This window comes from Microbacterium sp. AC026 (assembly GCF_979258475.1).
Genome location: NZ_OZ409857.1, coordinates 345,964 through 357,924, shown reverse-complemented (window position 1 = coordinate 357,924; position 11,961 = coordinate 345,964). Strand labels below are relative to the sequence as shown.

The following is an 11,961-nucleotide window of genomic DNA, read 5'->3' as shown; positions in this document are numbered from 1 at the left end:
TATCGCCGGTGTCACTCGGCGGGCAGACCGACCTTCGGCCGTGCCCAGGAGCGGCCGCGCGTGTCCTTGAGGATGTCGTACTCCACGTCGACATGCGGTTCGATGGCGCTGTACTTGTCGTTCGGCGCACCGATCACGAGCTGGAAGCCGAGACCCCGCCATGCTCCGATCGCACGCTTCGTGAAGTGCGCGTCCGCCTTGATCAGGGCCTCGTCCATGAACACGGGTGCATACCTCGGACGCTCGGCACCCGCGTCGCCGAGCTGGTAGCGCAGTGCCGCGCCCACGATGAAGGCGACCAGCTCCTGCGACTCTCCACCCGATTTCTCGCCGATGTGGTCGTAGAGCGCGACATGCTCCCGGGTCGTCGCATGGACCCGCTCCGCGCTCACCCGCACATGGTTGCGCACGTCGATGAGCTCGGCGAAGTCGGGAGCTGTGCGTCGCATCCGACCGATGAGACGGCTCATCCTCCGGTAGACGCTCTCACGATCGACATCCGTCTCCGCTGCGTCGATGAGGCTGCGCACCTCGCGAAGCTCCTTGCGGAATCGCCTGCGCGCCTCGGACTGGTTCTCGCGCGGTGTGATCTGAAGACGGTGATCATCGTCGTAGAACGGCAGCTCCTCCATGATCCTGTTGATCGGGTCGATGCGGTTCTTGATCTCGCGCAGTGCACGACCCAGCGTCGAATCCAGGCTCGTCAGATCGTTTCCGGAGAGCTTGAGGAGGCTGTCTCGCCATTCGGATTCCAGCTCGTGCAGGCCGTTGGTCTCGAGCGCCACGAGGATGCTCTCGAACTCCGCGACCGACTCGTCGGGGTCGGGGAGGATCGTGAGCGTATCCCAGCGCTCGAGGAAACCGGTCATCAGGCGTCGCATCTGCTCACGCTGCTCGGCGTGCGCCGCGGCTGCCGACGTGCGGTCCTCGAGCAGTCTGGTCGCGGCCGTGCGCAATGCGGCGTCGAGGTGAGCGAGGCGCTCCGACGCCGTCACGCTGACGGCCGCGTCTGCTCCGAGGAAGCGCGCGTCGAGGAACGAACGATGCCGCTCCTCCAGCGCGATCTCGGCCGCCTCAGCCGCATCGACGATCCGCTGACAGTCGTCGACCTGGTCGGTGACCTCCACCCAACGGTCCTGAGCGAGTGTGAGGTCTCCCCCGAGTCGGGAGCTCTCGTCGCGCAGACGGCCGACCCGTCTTCTGAGCTCCTCGGCCTGCGACTTCAGCTCGGCGATCTTCGGGTTCTCGTCGGTGACCTCCGCCTCCACTGCGACCCATCGCGCGCGCTCCGCCGTGACGGCCTCGACGTCTATCTGATCCCAGGTGAGGTCCTCGATCTTCGCGTGCGCCTTGGACGTCGCCTCGATCCGGTCGAGGTCGGCCTCGGCGTCCGCAGCGGCCTGAGTCGCAGCATCGCGGCGGCTCTCGAGCTGGCTGATCTGCTCGTCGAGCTCGCGAAGACGGCGCGCGTTCGAGAATCCGAGCATGTTCGCCCGGCCATGCCCGCCATGGGACCCGCGGTCTCCGTGCGACACCTGCCCCGCGAGCGTCAGCCCGCGAGGGTGCTCGGCGAGCTCGGTCGACGAGTCCACGCACACGTACTCGAACCGCTCACGGAGTCGCTGCTGAAGCCATCCGGTGAACGGCGTCGATCGGTGATCGAGACGACCGGGGAGCGTGCGGGGGTCCGCCGTCCGAGACTCGGCGACGCCCGTCGGGACGCCTTCGTAGCTGATCCGCTCAGCGATGCGCACCGACTCGATGGCCGCACGGAACCGCCCGAGGTCCGCGACATCGACGAGCAATGTCCGCGCGAACCCGCCGAGGGCGAGGTTGAACGCGTCCCGCCAGGGCTCGAACTCGGTGCGCACCTCGATGAGCTCACCGACGAAGGGCAGATCCGTCGGGGTGAGCCCGGCCGCCTGGGCGAGGAGAGTTCTCGCCTCATGCAGATGCGCGGGAATGCTCCCGCGGAGCTCACGGGTGCGGTCCTGCTCGGCACGCGCCCGACTCAGCTCGCTCTCGACCGCTCGGCGCGACGACTCTGCATCGGCGAAGGCGGCGCGGGCTCCGCGCAGTCCGCTCTGCGGGAGCTCCCGGCCGACGCGGGCGAGCAGTTCCTCGAAATCGGATGCGGTGCGCACCTCGGCGCCGAGCTCCCTGGCGACGCTGTCGAAGCGCGCCCGCTCGCGCTGGACGTCCTCCAGTCGGCGCTCGACACCCCGCAGCTCGCGCTGAGCGGTCTCGAGGCGGTCGCCTCCGGACTGCCGCAGGACGTCGAGCAGCCCCTCCCGCTCGACCTCGGCGGCGGCGATCAGTGCGTTCTTCTCGCGGACGGCCAGCTGCAGCGCCTGGGTGCGGTCACGCAGATCCGCCTCCACCTCGCGCAGCAGATCGAGGCGGCGCTCGGCGCTCCACAGGGACGCGAGGGAGGTCGGCTCCGAGAAGACCCCGACCTCGTCCACGACGCTCATCCGCGCCGACGCCGCCTCGATGCGCTGCGAGATCTCGCGGATCGGCTCGAGAGCCGCCACCTGCTGCTTGGCGACGAGCATCCGCGTCCGGGTGCTCTCCAACTCATCGAAATGAGCGACCACCGCGTCCGCGGTCGCCATCGTCTCGGGCTCCTCGAGCACGAGCTTCTTGTAGAGGTCGTCGACCGTCGTGATCTGCTGACCGGCCTGGATGCGGGCGAGAAGACTGATCGCCTTCGCCCCCGAACCGGCCGCGCCGATGCCGAGCACGGCGTGAAGTCGAGCCGAGAACTCGCGGTCGGTCGCCACGGGCTCCAGCCCGACGGCGCGCACCGACGCGTCGCTGAGTCGCTGGACCGCAGCGCGTTCGAGCTGCGAGAGGTCGAAGGCGCCGTCGATCGTGGCCCGCAATCGCGTGGTGTCCTCGAGGGTGCGGGCGTCCGCGGGGATGTACCACCCGCGCACCGCCGTGAAGCGCGAGCCGTCGTGATCCAACCACGTCATCGAGACGGCACTCCAGGTGTCCTCGCCGTCGCCGCGCAGCACGCGGAGCTTCGTCCCCTCCTCGGTGCGGGACTCGTCGATCTTGCCGCGCCCGTACGACAGGATGTTCCGCTGCTCGTCGCCGCGGGGACGGCCCGTGACGCCGCCGTTGGACGCGCCGTTGAAGGGCGTCGTGTGCGGCATCATCAGCGCGATGTAGCCGTCCATAAGCGTCGACTTGCCCGACCCCGATCCGCCGCACAGCAGGGTCGCATCGGGCGAGAACCGCACGCGGTGGGGACCGCCGTCGTAGCCGCCCCAGTTGATGAGCTGGAGCTCCTCCGCGACCCACTGCTGACCGCGTGAGCTCGCGGGGATCATCCCGAAGAGCGTGTCCATCATCGTCATCGCGCCACCACCGCCTGGGATCGCAGCCACTCCCGCAGCTCCTTGAGCGTCTCCGCACTGAGCACCACCTCGACGAGCGCGGTGATCCGGTAGCGTCCGCTGGTCTCCTCCTGCACGATGCCCTCTCGATCCAGCCGATCCAATGCGCTGCGAATGGCGCGCTGCTGCTTCGCGGTTCCGCCGTCGACGTCCGCGAAGTAGCTCAGCACGGTCTGCTCGACGTCCTCGATGTCGATCCGCACTGAACCCTCGCCGGACGCGGACTCGCGCTGGTAGACGGTCCGCAGGTGCACCAGGACGAGCGTCTCGGCGCGCGAGTACGGAGAGTCCTTCAGCAGCACGGGCATCTCGACCTCGTCAGAGCGCAGCTGCTGCTTGTACGCGAACCCTCTGGCGTGATCGATGATCAGACGCAGGTAGATGTCGTTGAGCCGCGACTCGATCACCTGCTGGTGCTCGAGCAGCAGCGTCCACTCACGTCGGTTGCGCTCCATCGAGATGAAACGCCGCTGGAGCAGGTGCACGAGCACGCGCCTGATCTCGGGATCGAGCGTGCCGCGATCGCCGGGGAAGTGCGCCTCGAGGTCGTCCTCCATCGCCGTCGGAGCGATGAACCCCTCGTCCGCGCCGGCTGTGGTGAGGTCGTCGTCACTCATCATCTGAATCCTCTTTCGTGCTGCGGGCGGTCACGGCGCCGAATGCGAATCGTCTGCTCGTGCCGTCCGGGCGCAATGCTTCGACCGTCGAGATGCCATCTCCCTCGGTGAGGCCGTTCCGGTGCGCGATCTCGAGCAGACCGAGCAGATCGACAGGGCGCCGAGCCGCGTCGGGCACCGACCGGAAGGCATCGGCGAGGTCGAAGTCCGTCCCCAGTCCGGCGACGTACTCCTCGAGCTCGGCATATCTCGGACCACCCCAGGCGCGCGTGTCGTGATCGAGGAAGTCGACGTCATCGGCGTCGGCGAGGGGCGCCGGTGCACGCGGCGGGCGGATATCGCTGGTGGTCTGACGCAGATGCCCGAGATCGATCAGCGGCATGCTGCGCACCGGGTCGACGACCGTCGCCGGGCCGGACCACCCATGGAGCCCGGCGATGACGTCGCGCAGGAGGTCGTCGATCTGACGATCGCGCAGCGGATCGTGCGTCTTCACCTGGCCGGTGATCACGTGCGAAGCGCGGCGCTGCGCAGCCAGCACCTCCTCCACTCCCTGCTCTACGCGTCGACCGATGGCGTCGAGCTCGGCGCGCTGCGCGGCGTCGAGCATACGGGCGAAGGGCCGGCCGAGCAGCCCGCGAAGCCGCTCCGTGAGGGCATCGATGCGATCGGGGTCGCCGATCAGACGCAGGGCTCCTGCGAACGCGCGCCCCTCCGGTGTCGACTGCATCACATCCTGGGCGCGCTGCAGATACTCGCGGAGCACTTCGCTCGTCGGTCTCTCGTCCCTGCGCAGGTGGGCGACGACGTCGCGTTGCATCGACCTGAGCGACTCGGCGACGCGCGTGAAATCGGCGGGCAGTTCGCGTGCCAGGTGCAGGACGTTCTCGGCCTCCTCGAGGAGCTCCTCATCGTCGGCAGGGTCGGCATGCCCGGTCTCCTGGATGCGAGCGATCTCTGCGTCGAGCAGATCGCGTTCGTCATACAGACGCGCCAGCCGCCGGACCGGGTCGACCTCCGCGCTCACCGACAGGTGGTCGACCGCGTCGAGGAGGGTGCGCACGCGGGAGTTCGACACGCGCGTGCGCCCTCCGCCGGTGCGGCCGGATATCTCGAGTGCTGCGACGGCATGCGCAGACAGGCGGTAGACCTCGACGTCGTCGTCGATCTGCTGGATCAGCCAGCCGAGGCGCACCCAGTTCCGGCACACGTCCCGGCCGCTCCCGGACGGAAGCCGCCTGTCGTCGTCGTACCCCGCCGCTCGGAGTTCATCGAGCACCTCGCCCAGCTCGGCGTGCGCATCCGCGACCGCGACAGACGCCCGGTCGGCGGTGAACAGAAGAGTGAGCGACGCGACCACGAACGGGGCGAACCGACCGTGCAGCAGATCGAGTGTCGGGGTGCTGAATGCGGTGACGGCACGCGCATACGCGGCCTCAGCCCTGGATCCAGTCACTCGAACGAGAATAGTCCGACCTCGGGCCCTCGCCTGTCACGCGCCGGTCCGTGGCGGGTCGCACGGCATGGCGTCAACGGCGCGAGGTGCGCTCCCGGACTCCCGCGAGGAACAGCTCGTGAAAGCGCGTCTCGCCGTCGACCTCGGGGTGAAAGCTGGTGCCGACGAGTGGCCCCTGCCGCACGGCGACGATTCTGCCGTCCGGAAGCGAGGCGACCACCTCGACCCGCTCGCCTGCGCGTTCGACGATCGGAGCTCGGATGAACGTCGCGTGCACGGGCACCTCACCGAGCGCCGGAACGTCGAGGTCCATCTCGAAGGACTCCGTCTGGCGTCCGAAGGCATTTCGGCGTACGGCGATGTCCAGGCCGCCGAATGACTGCTGTCCCTCGATGCCGTCGAGTACCTCATCGGCGAGAAGGATCAGCCCGGCGCATGTCCCGTACACGGGGAGTCCCGCAGCGATCGCGTCCCTGATCGGCTCCTGCATCCCGAATGTGCGCGACAGCTTGTCGATCACGCTGGACTCGCCGCCGGGGATGACGAGACCGTCGACAGACGCAAGCTCCTCCGGGCGGCGCACCAGCGCCACCTCGGCTCCGAGCCCCGCGAGCAGGGCGGCGTGCTCGCGCACGTCGCCCTGCAGCGCGAGGACGCCGACCCGTGGACTACCAGCCACGCTCGGCCAGGCGGTGCGGCGCGGGAAGGTCGGAGACGTTGATGCCGACCATGGCCTCGCCGAGTCCGCGTGAGACCTCGGCGATCACCTTGGCGTCATCGAAGAAGGTGGTCGCCTTGACGATCGCCTTGGCGCGCTCCGCCGGGTTGCCGGACTTGAAGATGCCCGAGCCCACGAAGACGCCGTCGGCGCCCAGCTGCATCATCATCGCTGCATCCGCGGGGGTCGCGACGCCACCCGCGACGAACAGCACGACGGGGAGCTTGCCGGTCTCGGCGATCTCGGCCACGAGCTCGTACGGCGCCTGCAGTTCTTTCGCCGCGACGAACAGCTCGTCCTTCGGAAGAGCCGTGAGAGCCGCGATCTCGCCACGGATCTTCCTGATGTGCTTCATCGCCTCGGAGACATCCCCCGTGCCGGCCTCACCCTTGGAGCGGATCATCGCCGCGCCCTCATTGATGCGGCGCAGCGCCTCACCGAGGTTGGTGGCACCGCAGACGAAGGGCACAGCGAAGCCGTGCTTGTCGATGTGGTTCACGTAGTCGGCGGGAGAGAGCACCTCGGACTCGTCGATGTAGTCGACGCCGAGCTCCTGCAGCACCTGCGCTTCGACGAAGTGGCCGATGCGTGCCTTCGCCATGACGGGGATCGACACCGACGCGATGATGCTGTCGATCATGTCGGGGTCGCTCATGCGCGAGACACCGCCCTGTGCGCGGATGTCGGCGGGAACCCGCTCGAGCGCCATGACGGCGACGGCGCCCGCGTCTTCGGCGATCTTGGCCTGATCGGCGGTGACCACGTCCATGATCACGCCGCCCTTGAGCATCTCGGCGAGACCGCGCTTGACGCGCGAGGATCCGGTGGTGGTCTGTTCGGTCATGAGAGCTCCTGTCGGGGAAGCACGATGTGCATGAGTGTGTCGAACGATGTCTCGTTTGATCTAGGCCAAACAGTAGCACTGTCCGGAACGACCTAGAATCGGTGGTGAGGACACATGAGCGACCAGATCACCGGAACGACCGCAGCGGACATCGCCGACAGCGTGCGCGGTCTGCGCGAGCGCGGTGTGCTGCGCGCCGGCAGTCCCCTCCCTCCCGTGCGGGAGCTCGCCACGACCCTCGGCGTCAATCGCAACACTGCGGTCGCCGCATACCGACAGCTCGCTCAGGCCGGGCTCGTGATCTCCCGAGGTCGCGCCGGCACGGTCATCGCCGGTCTCGAGTCGGTGGCCCAGGAGGGCTTCGCCTCCGATACGGTGCTGCGCGACGTCGGGACCGGCAACCCGGACCCTCGACTGATCCCCGATCCATCGCCTGCGCTGGCCACGGTGGCCGGTCGTCCGGTGCTCTACGGCGAGCCCGTCATCGACCCGGGGCTGCAGGACTGGGCGCGCGAATGGATCGCGCATGATCTCGGTCACCTCGACTTCGGCATCACCGTCACGAGCGGCGCCGTCGACGCCGTCGAGCGACTGCTCGCGCAGGCGCTGATGCGCGACGATGCCGTCGCACTCGAGGATCCCTGCTTCCTGGCGAGCATCCACACGGTCCGACTCGGCGGGTATCGGGCCGTTCCCGTGCCGGTGGACGAACAGGGGATGACGGTCGAGGGGCTGCGCGCCGCCTTGGATGCCGGCGTGCGAGCGGTGATCTGCACCCCGCGCGCTCAGAACCCGACGGGGGCGAGTCTCACGGCCGCTCGTGCGGCGGAGCTGCGCGCCGTGCTCGCCGCTCATCCGTACGTGCTGATCATCGAGGACGATCACTTCTCGATGCTGTCGCAGCGTCCATACGAATCGCTGATCGGCCCGGACCACCGGCGGTTCGCGCTGGTGCGCTCGGTCTCGAAGTTCCTCGGGCCGGACATGTGCCTCGCCATCGCGGCGACGGATGCCACCACGGCAGAGCGCCTCGCCATGCGTCTGAGTCCCGGAACCACCTGGGTCAGCCACCTGCTGCAGCGTCTCACTCTCACTCAGCTGACCGACGAGTCGGTGCTCGCACGCATCGCCGACGCCCGCGAGCACTACGCGGCACGCAATGCGGCCTTCGCGTCGCGGCTGCGCGAGCATGGCCTCGACTCCCCCGCCACCGACGGTCTGAGCCTGTGGATCGAGTTGCCGAAGCCGGCGCGCATCGTCGCCGAACGCCTCATGCGCAGAGGCTGGCTCGCTCGAACCGGCGACGACTTCGCCCTCGACGAACGCGCCGATCCGTCGCGCCATCTGCGCCTCACAGTGCATGATCTGTCCGAAGACGACACTGCGACACTCGTCGCCGACCTCGTATCGGCCGCACGATGACCCACCGCCGCGGGAGCATTCCCGCTCTGAAAGAAAGGATCGGGGAATGAAGGTCCTCTCCATCCAGTCCGCCGTCGCGTACGGGCATGTCGGGAACTCCGCCGCGGTCTTCCCGTTGCAGCGCATCGGCGTCGAGGTTCTGCCGGTCTACACCGTGAACTTCTCCAATCACACCGGCTACGGCGCCTGGCGCGGTCCGCTCATCTCTCCGGACGATGTGCGCGAGGTCATCACGGGCATCGAGGAGCGCGGCGTGTTCGGCGAGATCGACGCGGTGCTGAGCGGCTACCAGGGCGGCGAGGGCATCGGCGATGTGATCATCGACGCCGTGGCCCGCGTCAAGGCCGCCAATCCTGCCGCCGTGTACGCCTGCGATCCGGTGATGGGCAACGCGAAGTCAGGGTGCTTCGTCGCCCCGGCCATCCCGATCCTGCTGCGCGAGAAGGTCGTGCCGGCTGCCGACATCATCACCCCGAACCAGTTCGAGCTCGGGTTCCTGACCGGCACAGAGCCCGACACGCTCGAGTCCACCCTGGCCTCGGTCGACCTGGCCATGGCGATGGGACCGAGCACGGTGCTGGTCACGAGCGTCGAGCGGCCGGACCGTGAGGACGACACGATCGAGATGCTCGTGGCCGACGCCGCAGGAGCCTGGATCGTGCAGACGCCTCGGCTTCCGATGAAGGCGAACGGCTCGGGCGACGTCACCGCGGCGCTCTTCACGGCCCACTATGTCGGATCCGGTGACGCGAAGACGGCGCTCGAGCGCACCGCGTCCAGCGTGTTCGACCTGCTCGCCGCGACCCTCGAGTCGGGTGCGCGCGAGCTGCAGCTCGTCGAAGCGCAGGAGTTCTACGCGAACCCTCGGATGCAGTTCACGGCGCGCCAGGTGCGCTGACCCGCGATTCCGAGCCGTGGCCTACGCCGTCGTCGGCCAGGCGTTCGCTACGGCTTCGCGCACCTCGCTGAGCAGCTGGGGCAGGGCCTTGGTCTTGGCGATGATCGGGAAGAAGTTGGCGTCCGACGTCCACCGCGGCACGATGTGCTGGTGCAGGTGGCCGTCGACTCCGGCACCGGCGACGGCACCCTGATTCATCCCGATGTTGAAGCCGTCGCAGCGCGAGACCTCCCGGAGCACGCGCATGCCGATCTGGGTCAGTGCCCCGATCTCGGCGACCTCCTCGGGTGTCGCCTGGTCGTAGGTGCCGATGTGGCGGTACGGGCACACCAGCAGGTGTCCGGAGTTGTACGGGAAAAGGTTGAGCAGCACATAGGCCGTCTCCCCCCGGGCGACGATCAGCCGCTCGGCATCCGGGAACTTCGGAGCCTCGCAGAACGGGCACTCCTCGCGCAGTGGCTCAGGACCAGCCTGGATGTAGGCCATACGGTGCGGCGTCCAGAGCCGCTGGAACTCGTCGGGGACGCCCGCGAACTCGCCGGCGTCCTCCCACGACTCCGAGGACGTCACGCCAGGTCCCCTGCTGTCTGCACGAGAGTGTGTGCATCGATCGCTGCGCGGATGCGCGCTACTGCATCGGTGATCGGCACGCCGTTCTCCTGCGTGCCGTCGCGGTAGCGGAACGAGACGGTGCCCGCGTCGCGATCCTTCTCGCCCGCGATCAGCAGCAGCGGGACCTTGCCGGTCGTGTGCGTGCGGATCTTCTTCTGCATCCGGTCGTCGGAGGCGTCGAGCTCGGCGCGCACGCCCTGCGTGCGCAGCGTCTGGACGATCTCGCCCAGGTAGTCGGCGAACTCGTCGGCGACGGGGATTCCCACGACCTGCACGGGCGACAGCCACACCGGGAAGTCGCCGGCGTAGTGCTCGAGGAGGATCGCGAAGAACCGCTCGATCGAGCCGAACAGCGCACGGTGGATCATGATCGGACGCTTCTTCTGGCCGTCCTTGTCCATGTACTCGAGCTCGAAGCGCTCGGGCAGGTTCGGGTCGACCTGCACGGTCGACAGCTGCCAGGTGCGGCCGATCGCATCACGCGTCTTGAGGTCGATCTTCGGTCCGTAGAACGCGGCCTCGCCGGGCACTTCGGTGAGCTTCAGGCCGGATGCCACGGCGACCCGGCGGAGAGCATCGGTCGACGATTCCCAGAACTCGTCCGAGCCGATCCACTTGGACTTCTCGTCGTCCTTCATCGACAGCTCGAGCTCGAAGTCGGTGAGACCGAAGTCGCGCAGCATCGACAGGATGAACTCCAGGACCTTCGCGACCTCGCCCTCGAGCTGATCGGGGGTGACGAACAGGTGCGAGTCATCCTGAGTGAAGCCGCGCACTCGGGTGAGGCCGTGCAGCGCACCGGAGAGCTCGTTGCGATAGACGGTGCCGTTCTCGGCGAACCGCAGGGGCAGATCACGGTAGCTGCGCGCGCGCTCCTTGTAGATCAGGATGTGCATCGGGCAGTTCATGGGCTTCAGGTAGTAGTCCTGGCCCTGCTTCGTGATGTTGCCCTCGTCGTCGCGCTCCTCGTCCATGACGATCGGCGGGTACATGCCCTCCTTGTACGTCACGAGGTGGTTCGAGGTGAGGAAGAGGTCTTCCTTCGAGATGTGCGGGGTGTACACGTAGGTGTAGCCGCCCTCGATGTGGCGCCTGCGAGCGTGCTGCTCCATCTCGCCGCGGACGATGCCGCCACGGGGGTGCCAGACCGACAGACCCGAACCGATCTCCTCAGGGAACGAGAAGAGGTCGAGCTCCTTGCCGAGACGGCGGTGGTCGCGCTTGGCGGCCTCCTCGAGGCGGTGCTGGTACTCGCGCAGCTCGTCCTTCGACGGCCAGGCGGTGCCGTAGATCCGCTGCAGCTGCGGGTTCTTCTCGCTGCCCCGCCAGTACGCGGCGGCGATGCGGGTCAGATCCCAGCCGTTGCCGATCATGCGGGTGTTGGGCAAGTGCGGCCCGCGGCAGAGGTCCTTCCAGACGACCTCGCCGTCGCGGGTCGTGTTGTCGTAGATCGTCAGCTCGCCCTCGCCGACCTCGACGGAGGCGCCCTCGGCGGCTTCCTTGCCGCCCTTGAGACCGATGAGCTCGAGCTTGAACGGCTCGTCGGCCAGCTCTGCCCGCGCCTCGTCGTCCGTGACGACACGACGCACGAAGCGCTGCCCCTCACGGACGATGCGCTGCATCTCCTTCGTGATGGCCTTGATGTCCTCGGGCGTGAACGGGGTGTCGACGCCGAAGTCGTAGTAGAAGCCGTCGGTGATGGGCGGCCCGATGCCCAGGTTCGCCTGCGGATTGATCCGCTGCACCGCCTGCGCGAGCACGTGCGCGGCCGAGTGACGCAGGATGTTCAGCCCGTCGGGACTGTCGATCGTGACCGGCTCGACCTCGTCGGCATCCGTCACTGTCGCGGCGAGGTCCTTGAGGGTCCCGTTGACGCGCATGGCGACGACTGAACGGTCAGAGAACAGGGCGAAGCCGTCTTTCGGCTGAGCATTTTCAGGCACTGCACACTCCATCTGGGTCTGGATCTAGGCTACTCGCATGCCCGGGG

The 11,961-nt window shown here is 68.1% G+C and carries 9 protein-coding genes; 2 read left to right on the top strand and 7 right to left on the bottom strand.

Annotated features, from left to right (window positions below):
* Positions 1-11: 11 nt before the first annotated feature.
* The 5 genes from ACZZ93_RS01870 to pdxS form a co-directional block, all read right to left on the bottom strand.
* The gene (locus ACZZ93_RS01870) at positions 12-3,365 is read right to left on the bottom strand and encodes an ATP-binding protein (RefSeq protein WP_463511716.1); all 3,354 of its coding nucleotides are present in this window, start codon (positions 3,363-3,365) and stop codon (positions 12-14) included.
* Positions 3,362-4,021 (bottom strand): DUF4194 domain-containing protein, encoded by a 660-nt coding sequence (locus ACZZ93_RS01865; RefSeq protein WP_053099121.1) that lies wholly within the window; start codon positions 4,019-4,021, stop codon positions 3,362-3,364. Before ACZZ93_RS01865 ends, ACZZ93_RS01870 begins: the two co-directional genes overlap by 4 nt.
* A complete protein-coding gene (locus tag ACZZ93_RS01860) occupies positions 4,014-5,477 on the bottom strand; it encodes a DUF3375 domain-containing protein (RefSeq protein WP_463510366.1) in 1,464 nt (487 codons plus the stop codon). Before ACZZ93_RS01860 ends, ACZZ93_RS01865 begins: the two co-directional genes overlap by 8 nt.
* Before the next feature lie 73 nt (positions 5,478-5,550).
* Positions 5,551-6,156 (bottom strand): pyridoxal 5'-phosphate synthase glutaminase subunit PdxT, encoded by a 606-nt coding sequence (pdxT, locus tag ACZZ93_RS01855; RefSeq protein ID WP_053096188.1) that lies wholly within the window; start codon positions 6,154-6,156, stop codon positions 5,551-5,553.
* On the bottom strand, positions 6,146-7,039 hold the full coding sequence (gene pdxS / locus ACZZ93_RS01850; RefSeq protein WP_056278787.1) for a pyridoxal 5'-phosphate synthase lyase subunit PdxS: 894 nt from the start codon (positions 7,037-7,039) through the stop codon (positions 6,146-6,148). The genes pdxT and pdxS overlap by 11 nt, the downstream gene beginning before the upstream one ends.
* Positions 7,040-7,153: 114 nt before the next feature.
* On the opposite strand from pdxS, the gene ACZZ93_RS01845 reads away from it, so the two are divergent.
* Both ACZZ93_RS01845 and pdxY read left to right on the top strand, forming a co-directional pair.
* A complete protein-coding gene (locus ACZZ93_RS01845) occupies positions 7,154-8,461 on the top strand; it encodes an aminotransferase class I/II-fold pyridoxal phosphate-dependent enzyme (RefSeq protein WP_463510365.1) in 1,308 nt (435 codons plus the stop codon).
* 46 nt (positions 8,462-8,507) lie between these two features.
* Positions 8,508-9,359, top strand: a complete 852-nt coding sequence (gene pdxY, locus ACZZ93_RS01840) for a pyridoxal kinase PdxY (RefSeq protein WP_320488356.1) — start codon at positions 8,508-8,510, stop codon at positions 9,357-9,359.
* Positions 9,360-9,380: 21 nt separating this feature from the next.
* On the opposite strand, the gene ACZZ93_RS01835 is transcribed toward pdxY, so the two are convergent.
* Positions 9,381-9,929: an HIT family protein gene (locus ACZZ93_RS01835; protein WP_463510364.1), complete on the bottom strand. Its 549-nt coding sequence runs from the start codon at positions 9,927-9,929 to the stop codon at positions 9,381-9,383.
* A complete protein-coding gene (gene thrS, locus ACZZ93_RS01830) occupies positions 9,926-11,926 on the bottom strand; it encodes a threonine--tRNA ligase (protein ID WP_053096198.1) in 2,001 nt (666 codons plus the stop codon). Before thrS ends, ACZZ93_RS01835 begins: the two co-directional genes overlap by 4 nt.
* Positions 11,927-11,961: the final 35 nt, after the last annotated feature.

Bases quoted from the DNA above. Each gene is read 5' to 3' on its own strand.
- ACZZ93_RS01845 (WP_463510365.1), top strand. From the start codon at position 7,154: ATGAGCGACCAGATCACCGGAACGACCGCAGCGGACATCGCCGACAGC.
- ACZZ93_RS01865 (WP_053099121.1), bottom strand. From the start codon at position 4,021: ATGAGTGACGACGACCTCACCACAGCCGGCGCGGACGAGGGGTTCATC.
- pdxS (WP_056278787.1), bottom strand. From the start codon at position 7,039: ATGACCGAACAGACCACCACCGGATCCTCGCGCGTCAAGCGCGGTCTC.
- ACZZ93_RS01870 (WP_463511716.1), bottom strand. From the start codon at position 3,365: ATGACGATGATGGACACGCTCTTCGGGATGATCCCCGCGAGCTCACGC.
- pdxY (WP_320488356.1), top strand. From the start codon at position 8,508: ATGAAGGTCCTCTCCATCCAGTCCGCCGTCGCGTACGGGCATGTCGGG.
- thrS (WP_053096198.1), bottom strand. From the start codon at position 11,926: ATGGAGTGTGCAGTGCCTGAAAATGCTCAGCCGAAAGACGGCTTCGCC.